The organism is Mitsuaria sp. RG (assembly GCF_028369275.1).
Taxonomy (GTDB): Bacteria; Pseudomonadota; Gammaproteobacteria; order Pseudomonadales; family Pseudomonadaceae; genus Aquipseudomonas; species Aquipseudomonas peradeniyensis.
In genome coordinates, this window is record NZ_JAQMYQ010000057.1 from 1 (window position 1) to 16,736 (window position 16,736).

The following is a 16,736-nucleotide window of genomic DNA, read 5'->3' on the forward strand; positions in this document are numbered from 1 at the left end:
CGATGCCGTTCAACGCCCCACGGAGCCCTCCGATCATGCCCCAACCCCAATTGCACACCGGCCTCGGCCTGCGCCGTGGCCTGCTGTCCGACCTGCTGACGATGGAGGCGGGCGCGGTGGACTTTCTCGAGTGCGCCCCGGAAAACTGGATCGGCGTCGGCGGCGCCTTCGGCCAGGGCCTGGCGCGCCTGGCGGAACGCTTTCCCATCGCCTGCCATGGCCTGTCGTTGTCACTGGGCGGTACCGCGCCGCTGGACCGCAGGTTCCTCGAGCGCACCCGACAGTTCCTCGACCGCCACCAGGTGCGGATGTACAGCGAGCACCTGAGCTATTGCAGAGACGACGGCCATCTCTACGACCTGATGCCGATTCCCTTCACCGAAGAGGCCGTCCACCATGTGTCCGCACGCATCCGCCAGGTCCAGGACGTACTTGGCCGGCGCATCGCCGTGGAGAACATCAGCTATTACGCCGCGCCGTACCAGGCGATGCCCGAACTGGACTTCGTCCGCGCCGTGCTTGACGAGGCCGACTGCGACCTGCTGCTGGATGTGAACAACGTCTTCGTCAATGCTTGCAACCACCGCTACGACGCACGGGCCTTCCTTGCCGGCCTGCCTCGCGAGCGGGTAGTGAGCATGCATGTGGCCGGTCATTACGACGAGGCACCGGACCTGAAAGTCGATACCCACGGCGCGCCGGTCAAGGAGGATGTCTGGGCGTTGTTCGCCGACGCCTGCCGACGCTTCGGGACGCAGCCCACCGTGCTAGAGCGCGACTTCAATTACCCGCCGCTGGCCGAACTGCTGGCTGAAACGGCGCGGATCCGCAGCCTGCAACGTGCCCACGGAGCGCCAGGCCATGACTGAGACCCTGCGCACCCAGCAGTTCACCCTGGCGCGCCACCTGCGCGACCCGGCCGCCAACCCGCCGCCGCCCGGCATCGAGGCACGGCGCCTGAAGGTCTATCGCGAGCTGTTCTACGGCGCCATCGAAGGACTGCTGGCCGGTAGCTTCCCGGTGCTGTGCCGGACCCTGGGCGATCAGCGCTGGCATGCGCGGGTGCGTGATTTCTACGCCCATTACCGCAGCCAGACACCACTGTTCACCGAAGTCGCCGAGGCATTCCTCGACTACCTGCAGGGTATCGAGCCCGATACGCCCTGGCAGCTGGAACTGGCGCACCATGAATGGATCGAGGCGCAGCTGTACCTGAGCGATGCCGAGGATCCGCCGCACGATCCGGGCGGCGACTTGCTCGAAGGCGAGCCGCTGCTGTCGTGTGTGGCGCGGGTACTGGCCTACCGTTGGCCGGTGGAACGCATCGGCCCGGACCACCAGCCAAGCGAAGCGCCGGAGCAGCCTACCCTGTTGCTGGTCTACCGCGACGCCGACCTGCAGGTACGTTTCGCCCGCCTGGCGCCGCTGGCCTGGCAGCTGCTGATGGGCCTGCCCGGCACCGGCCGCGAGCGCTTGCGCGCGCTGGGCGATCAGCATCTGCAGGAGGGGTTGCACCTGCTGCGTCAATTGCGCGAGCAGGGCATTATTGTCGGGACCGTGCAGCGCGCGGTGCCGTAAAAACAGAAGGGGCACCATCTGGCGCCCCTTCGTCGTGCAGCTTAGGCTTCAGCGTCCCACGGACGATCGCCTTTTTCATCCTTGACGCGGGTCGGCAGGCCCATCACGTCCAGCGCCTTGAGGAACGGCTCGGCCGGCAGCTCCTCGACGTTGACCATGCGCCCTGCGTCCCACTCGCCACGGGCGACCAGCAGCGCGGCGGCCACCGGCGGCACGCCGGCGGTGTAGGAGATGCCCTGGCTGTCAGTCTCGGCGTAGGCTTCTTCGTGATCAGCCACGTTGTAGATGAACACTTCGCGCGGCTGGCCATCCTTGGTGCCCTTGACCAGGTCGCCGATGCAGGTCTTGCCGGTGTAGCCCGGGGCCAGCGAGGCCGGATCCGGCAGCACGGCCTTGACCACTTTCAGCGGCACCACTTCCAGGCCTTCGGCGGTCTTGACCGGTTGCTCGGAAAGCAGGCCGAGGTTCTTCAGCACGGTGAACACGTTGATGTAGTGCTCGCCGAAGCTCATCCAGAAACGTACGTTTGGCACGTTGAGGTTCTTCGAGATCGAGTGCACCTCGTCGTGGCCGGTCAGGTACAGGTTCTGCGAACCCACCACCGGCAGGTCGTCGGTACGCTTGACTTCGAACATGGTGTTGCTGGTCCACTGGCTGTTCTGCCAGCTCCACACCTGCCCGGTGAACTCGCGGAAGTTGATTTCCGGGTCGAAGTTGGTGGCGAAGTACTTGCCGTGGGAACCGGCATTGACGTCGAGGATGTCGATCGAATCAATGCGGTCGAAATACTGCTGCTGCGCGAGTTTCGCGTAGCTGTTCACCACACCCGGGTCGAAGCCGACACCAAGAATGGCGGTAATGTTCTTCTGCTGGCATTCCTCGAGGTGTTTCCACTCGTAGTTGCCATACCAGGGCGGGGTTTCGCAGATCTTGCCCGGCTCTTCGTGAATCGCGGTGTCAAGATAAGCGACACCGGTATCGATGCAGGCGCGCAGCACCGACATGTTGAGGAAGGCGGAACCAACGTTGATCACGATCTGCGATTCGGTCTCGCGGATCAGTGCCTTGGTCGCCTCGACATCGAGGGCGTTGAGCGAGAAGGCCTGGATGTCGGCGGGTACCTTGAGGCTACCCTTGGCCTTGACGCTGTCGATGATGGCCTGGCATTTGGAGATGTTCCGTGACGCAATCGCAATACGACCCAGTTCGTCGTTATGCTGTGCGCACTTGTGGGCCACCACCTTGGCGACACCTCCTGCACCAATGATAAGAACGTTCTTCTTCAATTCAGCTTCTCTCCTTCATGAAAGCCTGTCTTACGACAGGCTCGAAACGTAGTCGTCGAACCCGAACTCGCGCACCACCTCGACGCTGCCGTCGAGCTGCTTGACCGCGATGGACGGCATTTTCAGACCGTTGAACCAGTTTTTCTTGACCATGGTGTAACCGGCGGTGTCGACGAACGACAGGCGGTCACCGATCTGCAGCGGCTTGTCGAACTGATACTCGCCGAAGATATCGCCGGCCAGGCACGACTTGCCGCAGACCATGTAGGTGTGCGCGCCGTCGTTGGGCGCCATCTTGGCGTTGAGGCGATAGATCAGCAGGTCGAGCAGGTGCGCCTCGATCGAGCTGTCGACCACGGCCAGGTGCTTGCCGTTGTACAGGGTGTCGAGCACCGTCACTTCCAGCGAGGCGCTGTTGGTGATGGCCGCTTCGCCTGGCTCCAGGTAGACCTGCACGCCATATTTTTCCGAGAAGGCTTTCAGGCGCGCGCAGAACGCGTCCACCGCGTAGTCTTCGCCGGTGAAATGGATGCCGCCACCGAGGCTGACCCACTCCACCTTGTGCAGGAGGTGGCCGAAGCGCTCCTCGATGTGCGTGAGCATCTTGTCGAACAGGCCGAAGTCGCCGTTCTCGCAGTTGTTGTGGAACATGAAGCCGGAGATCTTCTCGATCACCTTCTCGATCTTTTCCGGGTCCCACTCGCCCAGGCGGCTGAATGGGCGCGCAGGGTCGGCCAGCAGGTAGTCGGAGCTGCTCACCTGCGGGTTGACGCGCAGGCCGCGCACCTTGCCCTCGGATTGCTCGGCGAAGCGCTCGAGCTGGCCGATGGAGTTGAAGATGATCTTGTCGCAGTTCTCGAGCATCTCTTCGACTTCATCGTCGGCCCAGGCCACGCTGTAGGCGTGGGTTTCACCGGCGAACTTCTGGCGGCCGAGCTTGAGCTCGAACAGCGAGGACGAGGTGGTGCCGTCCATGTACTGCTGCATCAGGTCGAACACCGACCAGGTGGCGAAGCACTTGAGGGCGAGCAGGGCCTTGGCCCCGGACTGCTGGCGCACATAGGCAATCTTTTCCATGTTGCCCAGCAGTTTCTGTTTATCGATGAGGTAGTACGGCGTCTTGATCATTTAAAGGCCCCCGGCCAGGCCGGCCAAAAAAAGGACACGCATTGTGCCTTCACTTGCCGCGCTACGAAAGGGCGCGAGGCGCATTTCGTCCGAGTTGCGCGCGCACTTCGTTGGCGAAGCGCCATCAGGCCCGCGGCTGTGCCTTCCCTGGTGCCGGACCGGTCCGCGCCGCGATGGCCGACCGACAGCCTTTTCCTGCTGGGGCAACAGCAAGTTGAACAAACGAATGTGACTATCGTAATCGGCTGTTCCCGGGCGCAGCGAGAATCCGATGAGCGCGGGAAGAGAGCGATCATTCAATGCTTTGCAGGTAAGATAGTCGTTATATTTTTATTGATATAGCGATCAGGCGATCCTGCCCAATGGCCATGGTTCCGGGCGCAGGCTGCGCAGCAGCAGGTCGGCCTGGGCCTGGGTGGATGCGTGGGTTGGCTTGATCTGCCCCGAGCTGCCGGGGGCCATGCCGAAGCGAAAGGTCGCCAGCGACGTGGACCAGAGGAACAGCAGCAGATGCTCCGGCGCGGTCCGCACGATCAGCCCCCGGTCCATCCACTGTGCCAGGCAGGCCAGGGTCTGCCGGGCACTCTGCTGCAGCAGCTCGGCGCGCTCGCCTGGCAGTTGCCGGGCGCCATGCAGCATTTCCTTGAGCCATACCCGCACGGCACCGGGATGACGCCGCGCCACTTCGGCCTTGGCCTTGAAGTAGCGGGGCAGGGCCTGCTCGGGGTGAGCGTCCGGCACCAGGCTGCGCGCGGCGCGTAGCAGCGGCTCCATCACCAGGTCGAGCACGGCTGCGTAAAGCAGGCGCTTGTTGCGAAAGTAATAGAACACATTGGCCCGGGGCAGGCCGGCGCGGGCGGCGATGTCATCGACCCGGGCGGCGGCGAAGCCGTGGTCGGCGAACTCTTCGCTGGCGGCAGCAAGGATCAGTTGCAGGTTGCGGTCACGGATACTGGGCATGGCAAACACGTACTTTTGAATCGGTATGTTCAAAAGTATATAGCGGTGGCGTGCTCGCCGATAGCAGCACGGATTCCTGTGCGCAGATCACCCAGCCCTTCGGGCTACGCTGTCGCGCAGGGAACTGTTATCCCTGTGGGAGCGGGTTCACCCGCGAACACCGGCGAAGCCGGTGCCATACACCGCATCGCGGGGCAAGCCCGCTCCCACGCTACCCAGTCAAATCAAAGAATTATGTTTTGTTCCATGAGAGCGGGCTTGCCCTGGATCAAAAATTAGGTTTTGTTCCAGCAGAACGGGTCTGTGTCGAATCAGCAGGTCGCTCGCCAGGCGCGGATCTGCTCCAGCGTGGCGGTGGCGCCGCCGCAGACGATCACCAGCACATTGCCGTAGGCCGCCATGGCCTCGGGGTGTTCGAGCAGGGCCAACGCGGCGCCGCAGGCCGGCTCCACCAGCAGGCGATGGTCGCGCAGCAGCCGCTCGCAGGCGTCGAGGGCTTCGCGGTCACTGACCAGGTGGCTGAGCACCGGCTGCTGGCGGGTGCAGGCCAGCGCCTGCTCGGCGACCCGCTTGGCGCCCAGCGAAGTGGCCACCGAGGCGATGCGCGGCAGTTCCACGGTATGTCCGGCGGCCATGGCGGCATGCAGCGACGCCGCGCCATCGGTCTCCACCGCCAGTACCGGCACGTCGTGCCAGCCGTTGCGCTGCAAGCCCTCGACCACCCCGCAGAGCAGGCCGCCGCCGCCAACCGAAAGCACCACTGCGTCGGGCTTGAAACCTGCTGCGGCGACTTCGTCGATCATGCTGGCGTGGCCGGTCCACAGCAGCGGATCGTCGAACGGGTGGATGAAGGCGTCGTCCGCGCCGACCAGGGTCTGGGCGTGTTCATTGGCTTCCTGCCAGGAACTGCCGCGCACGACCACGCTGGCGTCTTCCAGGCGCAGCAGTTCCCTGGCCCGTTCGGTGGTGGTCTCGGGCACCACCACGGTCACCGGCACGCCGAGCTTGCGCCCGGCATAGGCCACCGCCAGGCCGGCGTTGCCGCCGGACGACGAGACGAAATGCCGGGCACCGCGGGCATGGTGGACCTCGCAGGCATGGCCGACGCCGCGCAGCTTGAACGAGCCGCACGGTTGCAGGGCTTCGAGCTTGAGCCACACCGGGCGGCCGGCGCTCAGGGACAGCGGGCGGGATTCGATCAGTGGGGTAGGAATGTGCAGCGGCATGATGGGCTCCGGGGTTCAGTCGCGGGCAGCCGTGGCGGGTTCGCCGCGCAGCTGCTCCAGGTAGTTGTAGACGGTATAGCGGGTCACGCCGAGGGCCTCGGCGGCTTTCTCCACGCCACCCTTGACGATGAACAGGCCGCGCTCCTGCATGATGCGCACGGCCTCGACCTTGGCCTGTTTGTTCATCCGCCCCTGGCCGCTGCGTTGCAGCGCATCCTGGATGATCCCGGCCATCAGCGCGGTCATGTCGGCCGCCTCGTCGGTCGCCGCCGGTGTGGCGCCCAGTGGCTGGAAGTGCTGGAGAAAGGCCATGGCCGCGTCCAGGCCGGTGACATCGGTGTTCACGCACAGGCTGGCGAAGGGGTGGCCATTGCGATCACGGAAGATCGCCGTGGCGCTGCGCAGGCTGCGACCCTTGAGGGTGGTGGGGTAGTCGGGCAGCACCACTGGCGCGCAACCTTGTTGGTCGGCCGAGGCCTGCATCAGCGCTTTGAAGCCCTGGTCCTGCTCGGGGGCGGCGAGAATCGGACTGCCGACCCGGCGGCCGGAGAGATGGCCGTTGACGATCGCCACCACCGAGCGCTCCGGGTGATCGAGGTCGTGCAGGAGGATTTCGACGTTGCGTGGGACGACACTGCCCAGGGCCTGCAGGGTGGCCTTGAGGATGGTCAGGGTGAGCTGGCGTTCTTCGAGGAGGGTCATGGGATCATGCAAATATCAACATAAAGTTGATATTTGCATGATTTGTTGAGTTTTACCAGCGTGCTCGTTGATCACGCCCCCTCAAGCCTTGCGCGATCCTTGTAGGAGCGGCCTTGTGCCGCGAAAGGGGCGCACAGCGACCCCGGCGATCTTTGCCTGATCACTGAACCTGGGGCTGCTATGCAGCCCTTTCGCGGCACAAGGCCGCTCCTACAGGATGTGGCCGGTACTTCAGCCTTGTGGGTCCGCCAGCTTGGGCGTGCGCGGCGGGATCATGCGACGCGAGCCGGTCGACTCGAAGGCGGCAGCAAATTTCAACAGATTGTTGTCACTGTACGCCTTGCCGGCAAAGGTCAGGCCCACCGGCATGCCGATATCGGCCATCACGCCCATCGGCACGGTCACGGTCGGTACGCCCAGGTGACGGATCGCCAGGTTGCCGTTGGCCACCCAGATGCCGTTGCTCCAGGCGATGTCCGCCGACGCGGGGTTCACATCGGCGTCCGCCGGGCCGACATCGGCCACGGTGGGGAACAGCACCGCGTCCAGGCCCTGGGCGTCCATCCAGTCTTCCAGGTCGAGCTTGCGGGTGGCTTCCAGGCCGCGCAGGCCATCGGGCACGGTGGCGATCTGGTCCCAGGTCTTCAGGCCGCGCTTGGCCATGTTGACGTATTCGTCCATGCCGGCGGCCAGGTCGTCCTCACGGTTGGGCAGGGTGCCCGGGTCGTGGGGGAAGATCCGCGGGCCGTCGACATCGGCCAGGCGGTTGAGCTTGGGATCGTCGTTGGCGCGCAGGAAGTCATCGAAGGCCCAGCCGGACAGCTCCCACAGTTCGTCATGGAGGAATTCCTTGCTGACGATGCCGCGGTTGAACACGGTCGGCGCGCCCGGGCGGTCGCCCTCGCAGTTGGACACCAGCGGGAAGTCGGTCTCGACCACTTCGGCACCGGCCGCTTCCAGCGCCTGGCGGGCTTGCTTCCACAAGTCGATCACGCTGGCGCGGGTGTTGATGCGCTGGCCGGTCGGGCCGCCGATGCCAGGCTTCTGCGAGGTACCGGCTTCGGTGTCGGCGTTGATGTACATGCGTGGCACGGCGAAGCGCTTGCCCTTGAGCGACTCGGCGCCCACGGCGAGGTCCAGGTACGACTGCGGACGCACGCTGGAGGCGGCCGGGATCGGCACCCAGGGCTGCAGGCGCCACAGGTCGCCGCGGCTGTCGGCGTCGTCGGCCACCACCACGTCGAGGATTTCCAGCAGGTCGGCCATGGTCCGGGCGTAGGGCACGACCACGTCCATGGTCGGCGTCAGCGGCCAGTTGCCGCGCACCGAGATCACCCCGCGCGACGGGGTGTAGGCGCACAGGCCGTTGTTCGAGGCCGGGCCACGGCCACTGGACCAGGTTTCCTCGGCCAGGCCGAAGGCGCTGTAGCTGGCGGCGGTGGCGGTGCCGGCGCCGTTGGACGAGCCGGAGGCGAAGGGCGCGGTCAGGTAGGCGGCGTTGTACGGGCTCTCGGCGCGGCCGTAGACGCCGCGCTGCATACCGCCGTTGGCCATGGGCGGCATATTGGTCTTGCCCAGGCAGATGGCGCCGCCGGCGCGCAGGCGCTCGACGGTGAAGGCGTCACGCTGAGCGACCAGGTCCTTGAACGCCGGGCTGCCGGAGGCGGCGGTCAGGCCTTTGACCAGGTAGCTGTCCTTGGCGGTGTAGGGAATGCCGTCCAGCGGGCCGAGGGTTTCGCCACGGGCGCGGCGGGCGTCGGAGGCTTCGGCCTCCTTGAGCGCATCAGGGTTGCGCACGACCACGGCATTGAGTGCGGTGGCGGTGTCCTTGCCATCGTAGGCGTCGATGCGCGCCAGGTAGGCCTTGACCAGTTCGACGGCGGTCGTGCGGCCGGACTCGAGCGCGTCGCGCAGCTCGGCAATGGAAACCTCGGTTACCTCGATCATGCTGTCACCACAGTTGTGCAGGTGGAAAAATCATGGCGCGAGTGTAGCAAGAAGGTCCCGATGGGCGCAGGCATGCAGTGGCGAAATGCTTCGTTGCAGCGCGGCATTCAGGCGCTTGCGGGGCAGGGCTGAATAACCGGGGAGCGGCGAACCGCCGCTCCCCCGTTATCGATGGGCTTTGCTGATTACAGCAACTTGCGCTGTACCGCCTCGTCCAGGGTGCTGCGGGCCAGTTCGCGGACCACGTCGCGGGTATCGGCCTGGAACGGCAGGCCGACGATCAATACCAGCTGCATCCAGGTGCGCACCGACTCGCTCTTGCTGACACGGCCGATTTCCTTGCCGTCCTTGTCCTTGAACACGGTCTCCAGGGTGAAGGTGTTCTTGGCGGTCGACGGCACGATGAAGAAGGTGAAGCCGGTGATGAACGCCGAGGCCACGACGAACTGCTCATGGTTGGTCAGGGTCGATTCGGCGTACAGGTCGGCCGTGCCTTTCTGCGTGGTCACCTGGGTGAAGCGTCCGGACTCCTGGTAAGTCTCGGTGAGGGTCTTTTCCCACATCTGCGCCTGGGCGCCGGCGGCGGCGGTGGCCGGGTTGTTGTTGGCCTTGAAGAGCGACGTGCTGCGCAGGTAGGCACTTGGCTTGACCGCCTCGACGCTGGCCTTGGGCGGCCAGGTGCCGACCGGGGGCAGGTCGCCGGTGGAGTAGGAGACGCAGCCGCCGAGCAGCAGTGCGCCGAGCAGCAGCAGGTGTTTGAAGCCGTTCATGGGGTGATCCCTTCTTTCAACGTTTGGCCAGTTGCACGGTGGCGGTGTCCATCAGTTCGGTCACCAGCTGGTTGAGCTGTTTCGAGCCCATGGTCGGTGCCCAGTATTCGCGGCCATACAGGCCGACATTGCGCTCGAGCTTGACCTGGTCCTTGGCCCTGGCCAGCTCGCTGCCGTTGCGGTCGACGATGACCAGGTCGCCGGCGACATCGAAACTGTCGACATAGATCGGGCCATTGACCCAGATCCACAGCGTCAGCGTCAGCAGGGCGCCGGGGAAGTAGCCCGGGTGCGGGGCGCGACGGCCCTTGAGGGAGGTCATGTCGAACTTCAGCAGCACGTCCTGCTCGTCGAGGCGAGTGGGGTACTCGCTGATGGCCTTGAAGTAGCCGCCTTTTTCCACGTACTGGCCAAGCTGGCTGGTCAGCGAGCGGCTGATGGTGGTGCGCGTGGCTTCGTCGATGCCGGGGGCGGACACCACCACGTCGGCAATCTGCGCGGTGCGTGGGCTGGTGACCGAGGCAGGGTGTGGCGGGGTGCCGACGGGGCCGGTAACGTTATAGGAAATGCAACCGGTCATGGACAGCAGAGCCGCCAGGGTGGCGGCTCGCAGCAGTGTGTTCAACGTGGGACTTCCTTGCACAGGTGTGAAATCTGAGCAGGATGACGGCCGCGTCGCAGGGAACTTTAGGATGCGATGCCATTAAATTGATATCGCCCTGGGAGCAGGGCCGGCAATCGACCCCGTTCGATATCAGGCAAGGTCCGCCGCCGAATGGCGTTCCGCCACCTGGCTGGCTTCCTCGCCCCAGGTCCGATTGACCCGGGTGCCGCGTTGTACGGCCGGGCGCTGGGCGATGGTTTCGGCCCAGCGCTGTACGTTCGGGTATTCGTGCACCGCGAGGAACTCCGCCGCGCCGTACAGGTTGCCACGCACCAGCTGGCCATACCAGGGCCACACGGCGATGTCGGCGATGCTGTACTCGGGGCCGCCCAGGTAGGCACTTTCGCCCAGGCGGCGGTCGAGGACGTCGAGCTGGCGCTTGGCTTCCATGGTGAAGCGGTTGATGGCGTACTCGAACTTTTCCGGCGCGTAGACGTAGAAGTGGCCGAAACCTCCGCCCAGGTAAGGCGCCGAGCCCATCTGCCAGAACAGCCAGTTGAGGGTTTCGGTGCGCGTGGCGATGTCCTTGGGCAGGAAGGCGCCGAACTTTTCCGCGAGGTACAGCAGGATCGAACCGGACTCGAACACCCGCACCGGCGGTTCGACGCCGCGGTCGAGCAGGGCGGGGATCTTCGAGTTGGGATTGACCTGCACGAAGCCGCTGGCGAACTGGTCGCCCTCGCCGATGCGGATCAGCCAGGCGTCGTATTCGGCGCCGCCGTGGCCGAGGGCCAGCAGTTCTTCCAGGAGGATGGTGACCTTGACGCCATTGGGCGTGGCCAGGGAGTACAGCTGCAGCGGGTGCTTGCCGGTGGGCAGCGGCTTGTCGTGGGTGGGCCCGGCCACCGGACGGTTGATGCTGGCGAACTGGCCGCCGGAGGGCGCCTCGAAGGTCCAGACCTTGGGCGGAACGTAGGGCTTGCTCATGGGGAATCTCCAGTATGGCGCTATGCAGGTGGACTGCTTTCTATGCCATGGATTCGCCAATAGTCACAAGCGCGACATGCTCTGTGTAGGAGCGGCCTTGTGCCGCGAAAGGGGCGCGAAGCGGCCCCGGGGTTTCAGCGTTGATGCATCAATCGCCGGGGCTGCCATGCAGCCCTTTCGCGGCACAAGGCCGCTCCTACACGGTCCGTGCAGGGGCTGCGGGCTGGGGCGCGGGCTTTTTCGCAGGTTTCAGCCGCGACACCCCGAACAACACCAGCACCAGCCCGGCCACCTGGTACAGCGAGACCGCCTCGCTGAGGATCAGCCAAGACGCCAGCATGGTCAGCACCGGCCCCAGGTTGCCCACCGCCGCCGTGTGCGTGGGGCCCATGCGCTGGATCGCCAGGGCCACCCAGTAGATCGGCAGCACCGTGGAGAACAACGCCATCAGCGCCGCGTTGAGCCACACCGCGCTCGGCAGCTGCAGCAACGGCGCGACATCCGCCACCAGCAGGTAGTGGGCCAGCACCATCAGCGACGAGGCGCTGCCGCACAGGCCGGCCAGGCGCATCGAGTTCATGCGCTTGAGCATCATCCCGGTACCGGAGTAGTACAGGGCATAGGTCACCGCGCTGGCGAATACCCACAACGAGCCGACCAGCACCTGGTTGCCGCCGCCCGCGCTGCCGATGTCATGCACGAAGGCGATGCCCAGCCCCAGGTAGCACAGGCCCATGGCCGCCAGCGTGCGCAAGGTGGGGCGTTCGCGTTGGACGACGGCCTGGATCACCAGCACCAGGGTCGGGTAGGTGAACAGGATCAAGCGCTCGAGGCCGGCGCTGATGAATTGCAATCCATAGAAGTCGAACAGGCTGGCCAGGTAGTAGCCGAACAGGCCGAGCAGGGCGACCCGCAGGCCATCGCCGGCGCTCAGCGGCGCTCCGCCCTGGCCGCGGCTGGCCCACACCAGCCAGGCGAACAGCGGCAGCGACAAGGCCATGCGCAGCGCCAGCAGGCTGATGGCGTCCACGGGGCCGGCGGCATAGGCGAGCTTGACGAAGATGGCCTTGAAGCTGAAACCCAGGGCCGCGAGCACGGCATACAGGCTGCCGTTGGCGAGGGCGCGGTGGAGCGGGGCGGGCAGGCGGGTCATGATAGGTCCGTGACGGCAAAGGGGCGTGGCTTATTCTGCGCAGAACGCAGGCAGGCTAGAATCGCTTTTTCTCGAACATGGCGTTCTGATTTGGAGAAGCCTCGATGCACTTCGATCTCGTGGACCTGCGCCTGCTCGCGGCCATTGCCGCGACCGGTAGCCTGAGCAAGGCGGCGGCGACCTTTCCGGTGGCGGTGTCGGCCGCCAGCACCCGGCTGCGCCTGTTCGAGGCGCGCTGTGGCCTGACCCTGTTCCTGCGCAAGGCCGACGGCATGCAGCTGACCCCCGCCGGGCGCCTGGTGCTGGAGTCGGCGCGCGGCGTGCTGGGCGAGGCGCAGAAGCTGCATGACACCCTCGGCGAGCTGGCCGGCCAGCGGCGCATTACCCTGCACCTGGCGGCCTCCACGGTGACCAACAGCACCTTGCTGCCGGCGGTGCTCGGGCCGTTCCTGGCCGACTACCCGGAGGTGGACCTGCAACTGGTCGAGCACAAGAGCATCGATGTGCTGCGGGTGGTGCTGGCCGGTGAGTGCGAGATCGGCGTGTACGACGGCAACCTGGTCAATGATGGCCTGGTGTCGCTGCCGTTTCGCACCGAGCGGCTGGTGCTGCTGGTGCCGCTCGATCACCCGTTGGCCGGGCGTGGCCAGCTGCGCCTGGCGGACGCCCTGGGTTTTCCCTTCGTCTGTCTGCCGGCCGAGCGCGCCATGCAGCGTTTCGTCGAGGAGCTGGCGATGAACCTGGCCATGCCGCTGAAGGTGCGGGTACGCGCCCCCAGCTTCGAAGCCATCGCCCAGCTGGTGGCCCAGCACGCCGGCATCGCCATGCTGCCCGAGACCGCCGCGGTACGCGCCGAACAGGAACTGGCGGTGCGCCGGGTGGCGCTGGAGGAGCGCTGGGCGACCCTGGAACTGCGCATCTGCTTTCGTGGCTGGGAGGCGCTGAGCTCCCATGGGCGGCAGCTGGTGAGCTTCCTTTCCGGGCAATAGCGCGGACGGATGTGTTGCGCGTCGAAATGCCATCATTTGGATATCAAATGTACCTGTGCAAACGCTGTCGAGCACATACAATCAGCGCTCTGAACGGTAAATCACAGGCCACTCCCACCCATGGCGTTCGACGCTTCCACCCTGCTGACCCTCTCCATTGCCCTGGCCGCGGTCGCCGCCTTGTACCTGGCCGTGGAATGGATCAGTGTGCGCGAGTCTTCCTTGCTGTGCTGGAGCGCCAGCTTCGCCACCATCAGCGTCGGCTCCTCGCTTGCCCTGCTGCGCGGCAGTGGTTATCTGTTCATCGGCATCTGGTTCGCCAATGGCATGCTGGTCGCCGCCCACTGGCTGTTTTTACTGGGGGTTTCGCGCTTCACCGAGGCGCGCCTGTCACGGGCCTGCTACCTGGCGCCGCTGCTCTGGCTCGGCCTGTTGCTGCTGCCGCAATGGCCGCTGTGGTCGAAGACTTTCCTGGTGGTCAACTCGCTGCTGGTCGCCAGCTTCACCCTGTACGCCAGTGCATTGCTGCGCCCGCACGGCAAGTCCCTCAGCGTGGGGGCGGTCCAGCTGCGCTACATCCTGCTGCTGCATGGCCTGTTCTACCTGGCCAAGACCTTGCCGGCGCTGCTGCCGGGGACGCTGATCGACCTCACGGCGTTCCGCGGGCAGATCATCCAGGCGTCGCTGGTGGAGGGTGCCATGGCGATCATGCTGATCGCCCTGTCGATGACCGGCACTGTGCGCTACCGCCGCGAGGAGCGCATCGAGCGCCTGGCCGCGCGCGATCCGCTGACCGCGCTGTACAACCGTCGCGCCCTGGAGGTGCGGGCGGCGAACTTGCTGAAGGAGGTCTCGCCGCAACGTCCGGGTGCTCTGTTGCTGATCGACATCGACCACTTCAAGCTGGTCAACGACCTGCACGGGCATGCCGCCGGCGACCGCCTGCTGGTGGCCTTGAGCGAAATGATCCGGGCGTTGCTGCCGGAGCGGGCGATCGCCGCGCGCCTCGGTGGTGACGAGTTCGTCATCCTGCTGGGTGATGCGTCGCGCCAGGCCATTGAACAGCTGGCCGATACCTTGCGCCGGCAGTTCCAGGCCACGGCCGAGCAATTGTTCCGCACCCCCGAAGCGGTGACCCTGAGCATCGGCGCCAACCTGTTCGACCGGCCACCGGCCAGCCTGGCGGCCCTGATCGAGCAGGGCGACGTGCTGCTGTACGCCTCCAAGCGCGGCGGGCGCAACAGCCTGCAGCTGGTGGACGGGCTGCGCGGCTGAGCTACTTGTTGTTGATGCATTGCGACTGCACCGAATAGCGCACGGTGCGCAGGGTGCCCTGGCTGTCCTCGAAGGTCATCAGCCGGGGCACCACCTCGCAGGTGCGCGGGTCGCCCGACTGGCGCACGAGGCGGGCGACGTCGAGCTTCATGCCATAGCGATAGTCGACGATCTCCGGCATCGGCTTGGCGCGTTGCGCCGCGTAGGCCGCCACGGCCTGCTGGTGGTCTTCAAGCAGCTGCTCGTTGTCCAGCCTGGAAAAGCCCGTGGCCTGGGCCGAAAGGGAAAGCGCCAGCAGGGCGGCGATCAGGGTCGGTCGTAGCATGGTGCGTGTCTCCGAAAGGTTCGTTTCGCAGTCCACGCTAGCGACGGGCAGCCGACAGCGGCATGACGCCCGAGTTACAGATATGAAAGGTGGCCGGGGATGCCGATCCCACGGCCGCGAATGACACGATTGTAATCCCCCCATCACCTTCCCGTTATCCGCCAGCGGCGAGCATCAGGCTCGGCCAACGGGGCTGGGTGCGCACGCATCTGGCCAGACCAGGGACGCTCCAGCGCCAAGGCCCGACAACAAGAACAGCCGCAATCGAAGGAGCAACGGATGACAAGCAATCCAACACTTTCCCTGGCCGCCCTGGTGGCGCTGGCCGGCTTCGGCCCGGCAGCCTGGGCCGCGCAAGAGCAGCAGGAAGGGTTCATCGAGGGCAGCCGCCTGAGCGTGCTCAACCGCAATTACTATTTCAACCGTGACCATCGCGACGGTCGCGCGCCCACCTACAACCCCGGCAAGGCCAGCGACAACGGCTACTCCGAAGCCTGGGCCCACGCCATCATCACCCGCTTCGAATCCGGTTTCACCCAGGGCACGGTGGGCGTCGGCGTGGATGCCTTCGCCATGCTCGGGCTCAAGCTCGACACCGGTGGCGGGCGCAACGGCGGGCGCAGTTCGTTCGACGTGCTGCCGGTGGACCGTGATGGCCAGGCCCGCGACGAATACAGCAAGGTCGGCGGCGCGGCCAAGGTGCGCCTGTTCGACACCGTGCTGCGGGTGGGCGATGTGTTCCCGGTCAACCCGGTGGTCGCTGCCGGCGACTCGCGGCTGCTGCCGGAAAGCTTTCGCGGGGTGACCCTGGAGAACACCAGCCTGCAAGGCTTGACGCTGCAGGCCGGGCGCCTGCACGCCATGAGCCAGCCGGTGTCCAGCGACCTGCGCGAGAACTTCGTGACCTTCTACGGCGGCCCGGTGGACTCGCCATGGATCGCCTACGGCGGCGGCGACTACGCGATCAACGAAAACGTCAGCGTGAGCCTGTTCGGCAGCCGCCTGAAGGACGTGTGGAACCAGTACTACGCCGGCACCAGCGTGACCTGGCCGTTGTCCGATGACCTGGCGCTGATCGGCGGGTTCAATTTCTACAATGCCAAGGATGAAGGGCGTCAGCGCCTGGGACAGTTCGACAACGACATCTGGAGCGCCAAGCTCGGCGTGCGCTACGGCGCCCACACCGTCGCGCTGACCCACCAGCGCAACAACGGCGACGACGATTTCGACTACCTGCGCCAGTCCGACTCGATCTTCCTCGACAACTCCATCCAGTACAGCGACTTCAACTCGCCGAAGGAGCGTTCGTGGATGCTGCGCTACGACCTGAACATGGCCGCCTACGGGGTGCCGGGGCTGTCGTTCATGACCCGCTATGGCCGTGGCAGCGACGCCGACTACAGCCACGCCAACGCCTACTACATGCGCCGCGATGACAACGGCGACCCGCTCACCGACCAGAAGCGCTGGGAGCGCGACATCGAGGTCAAGTACGTGGTGCAGACCGGCGCGGCCAAGGACCTGTCGCTGCGCGTGCGCCAGGCCACCACCCGGGCCACGGCCTTTGAATCGGACCTGGACGAGGTGCGGGTGATCGTCGAGTACCCCCTGTCGATCCTCTGAGCATTTCCCGAATTCACCTTGAGAAGCCCACGTGCTCCTTTGGTTACAGGTGAATGTCTTGACGCCTCCAATGAGGCGTCTTTTTTTTGCCCCCGATTTCGCCCCCCCACCTGTAGGAGCGGGCTTGTCCCGCGATCACGGGCAACGCCCGTGCCAAGCAGTAGCGATGCCTCGCTTGCCCTC

General features: G+C 65.6%; 16 protein-coding genes. 5 read left to right on the forward strand and 11 right to left on the reverse strand.

What is annotated here, in order from left to right:
* The first annotated feature begins 35 nt into the window (after positions 1-35).
* Positions 36-869: an HvfB family MNIO-type RiPP peptide maturase gene (locus POF53_RS23125; protein ID WP_498969602.1), complete on the forward strand. Its 834-nt coding sequence runs from the start codon at positions 36-38 to the stop codon at positions 867-869.
* A complete protein-coding gene (locus POF53_RS23130; protein ID WP_203652379.1) occupies positions 862-1,578 on the forward strand; it encodes an HvfC family RiPP maturation protein in 717 nt (238 codons plus the stop codon). The genes POF53_RS23125 and POF53_RS23130 overlap by 8 nt, the downstream gene beginning before the upstream one ends.
* 41 nt (positions 1,579-1,619) lie before the next feature.
* On the opposite strand, the gene POF53_RS23135 is transcribed toward POF53_RS23130, so the two are convergent.
* The 10 genes from POF53_RS23135 to POF53_RS23180 all read right to left on the reverse strand — a co-directional run bounded on the left by POF53_RS23135 (position 1,620) and on the right by POF53_RS23180 (position 12,341).
* The gene (locus tag POF53_RS23135; RefSeq protein WP_028691662.1) at positions 1,620-2,864 is read right to left on the reverse strand and encodes a saccharopine dehydrogenase family protein; all 1,245 of its coding nucleotides are present in this window, start codon (positions 2,862-2,864) and stop codon (positions 1,620-1,622) included.
* 30 nt (positions 2,865-2,894) lie between these two features.
* Positions 2,895-3,992, reverse strand: coding sequence for a carboxynorspermidine decarboxylase (gene nspC, locus POF53_RS23140; RefSeq protein ID WP_498969605.1), 1,098 nt, complete (start codon positions 3,990-3,992; stop codon positions 2,895-2,897).
* Between the two features lie 345 nt (positions 3,993-4,337).
* Positions 4,338-4,952, reverse strand: coding sequence for a TetR family transcriptional regulator C-terminal domain-containing protein (locus POF53_RS23145; protein WP_498969607.1), 615 nt, complete (start codon positions 4,950-4,952; stop codon positions 4,338-4,340).
* A 311-nt stretch (positions 4,953-5,263) separates the two neighbouring features.
* Entirely contained in the window at positions 5,264-6,178 is a 915-nt protein-coding gene (locus POF53_RS23150) for a pyridoxal-phosphate dependent enzyme (protein WP_203652382.1), read from the reverse strand.
* A 15-nt stretch (positions 6,179-6,193) separates the two neighbouring features.
* Positions 6,194-6,880, reverse strand: a complete 687-nt coding sequence (locus tag POF53_RS23155; RefSeq protein ID WP_498969609.1) for a helix-turn-helix transcriptional regulator — start codon at positions 6,878-6,880, stop codon at positions 6,194-6,196.
* Between the two features lie 231 nt (positions 6,881-7,111).
* Positions 7,112-8,827, reverse strand: coding sequence for an amidase (locus tag POF53_RS23160; RefSeq protein ID WP_498969611.1), 1,716 nt, complete (start codon positions 8,825-8,827; stop codon positions 7,112-7,114).
* Positions 8,828-9,012: 185 nt separating this feature from the next.
* Complete coding sequence (locus POF53_RS23165) at positions 9,013-9,597, reverse strand: hypothetical protein (RefSeq protein ID WP_203652385.1); 585 nt, start codon at positions 9,595-9,597, stop codon at positions 9,013-9,015.
* Between the two features lie 16 nt (positions 9,598-9,613).
* Positions 9,614-10,222, reverse strand: coding sequence for a hypothetical protein (locus POF53_RS23170; protein WP_498969613.1), 609 nt, complete (start codon positions 10,220-10,222; stop codon positions 9,614-9,616).
* 129 nt (positions 10,223-10,351) lie between these two features.
* Complete coding sequence (gene yghU, locus POF53_RS23175) at positions 10,352-11,188, reverse strand: glutathione-dependent disulfide-bond oxidoreductase (protein ID WP_203652386.1); 837 nt, start codon at positions 11,186-11,188, stop codon at positions 10,352-10,354.
* 196 nt (positions 11,189-11,384) lie between these two features.
* Positions 11,385-12,341 (reverse strand): DMT family transporter, encoded by a 957-nt coding sequence (locus POF53_RS23180; RefSeq protein WP_232855525.1) that lies wholly within the window; start codon positions 12,339-12,341, stop codon positions 11,385-11,387.
* Positions 12,342-12,445: 104 nt separating this feature from the next.
* Between POF53_RS23180 and POF53_RS23185 the strand changes: the two genes are divergently transcribed.
* Together POF53_RS23185 and POF53_RS23190 are read left to right on the forward strand one after the other, a co-directional pair.
* Entirely contained in the window at positions 12,446-13,330 is an 885-nt protein-coding gene (locus POF53_RS23185; RefSeq protein WP_203652388.1) for a LysR substrate-binding domain-containing protein, read from the forward strand.
* Between the two features lie 120 nt (positions 13,331-13,450).
* The gene (locus POF53_RS23190; RefSeq protein WP_232855524.1) at positions 13,451-14,605 is read left to right on the forward strand and encodes a GGDEF domain-containing protein; all 1,155 of its coding nucleotides are present in this window, start codon (positions 13,451-13,453) and stop codon (positions 14,603-14,605) included.
* 1 nt (position 14,606) lies between these two features.
* On the opposite strand, the gene POF53_RS23195 is transcribed toward POF53_RS23190, so the two are convergent.
* A complete protein-coding gene (locus tag POF53_RS23195) occupies positions 14,607-14,930 on the reverse strand; it encodes a DUF2790 domain-containing protein (RefSeq protein WP_186733182.1) in 324 nt (107 codons plus the stop codon).
* Between the two features lie 279 nt (positions 14,931-15,209).
* Between POF53_RS23195 and POF53_RS23200 the strand changes: the two genes are divergently transcribed.
* Positions 15,210-16,553: an OprD family porin gene (locus POF53_RS23200; protein ID WP_232855523.1), complete on the forward strand. Its 1,344-nt coding sequence runs from the start codon at positions 15,210-15,212 to the stop codon at positions 16,551-16,553.
* The last annotated feature ends 183 nt before the right edge of the window (positions 16,554-16,736 follow it).

What these genes read in the sequence shown, in the direction of transcription:
- POF53_RS23150 (WP_203652382.1), bottom strand. Translation starts at nt 6,178, where the DNA reads ATGCCGCTGCACATTCCTACCCCACTGATCGAATCCCGCCCGCTGTCC.
- POF53_RS23155 (WP_498969609.1), bottom strand. Translation starts at nt 6,880, where the DNA reads ATGACCCTCCTCGAAGAACGCCAGCTCACCCTGACCATCCTCAAGGCC.
- POF53_RS23185 (WP_203652388.1), top strand. Translation starts at nt 12,446, where the DNA reads ATGCACTTCGATCTCGTGGACCTGCGCCTGCTCGCGGCCATTGCCGCG.
- POF53_RS23200 (WP_232855523.1), top strand. Translation starts at nt 15,210, where the DNA reads ATGACAAGCAATCCAACACTTTCCCTGGCCGCCCTGGTGGCGCTGGCC.
- POF53_RS23130 (WP_203652379.1), top strand. Translation starts at nt 862, where the DNA reads ATGACTGAGACCCTGCGCACCCAGCAGTTCACCCTGGCGCGCCACCTG.
- nspC (WP_498969605.1), bottom strand. Translation starts at nt 3,992, where the DNA reads ATGATCAAGACGCCGTACTACCTCATCGATAAACAGAAACTGCTGGGC.
- yghU (WP_203652386.1), bottom strand. Translation starts at nt 11,188, where the DNA reads ATGAGCAAGCCCTACGTTCCGCCCAAGGTCTGGACCTTCGAGGCGCCC.
- POF53_RS23160 (WP_498969611.1), bottom strand. Translation starts at nt 8,827, where the DNA reads ATGATCGAGGTAACCGAGGTTTCCATTGCCGAGCTGCGCGACGCGCTC.
- POF53_RS23145 (WP_498969607.1), bottom strand. Translation starts at nt 4,952, where the DNA reads ATGCCCAGTATCCGTGACCGCAACCTGCAACTGATCCTTGCTGCCGCC.
- POF53_RS23190 (WP_232855524.1), top strand. Translation starts at nt 13,451, where the DNA reads ATGGCGTTCGACGCTTCCACCCTGCTGACCCTCTCCATTGCCCTGGCC.
- POF53_RS23165 (WP_203652385.1), bottom strand. Translation starts at nt 9,597, where the DNA reads ATGAACGGCTTCAAACACCTGCTGCTGCTCGGCGCACTGCTGCTCGGC.
- POF53_RS23195 (WP_186733182.1), bottom strand. Translation starts at nt 14,930, where the DNA reads ATGCTACGACCGACCCTGATCGCCGCCCTGCTGGCGCTTTCCCTTTCG.
- POF53_RS23180 (WP_232855525.1), bottom strand. Translation starts at nt 12,341, where the DNA reads ATGACCCGCCTGCCCGCCCCGCTCCACCGCGCCCTCGCCAACGGCAGC.
- POF53_RS23125 (WP_498969602.1), top strand. Translation starts at nt 36, where the DNA reads ATGCCCCAACCCCAATTGCACACCGGCCTCGGCCTGCGCCGTGGCCTG.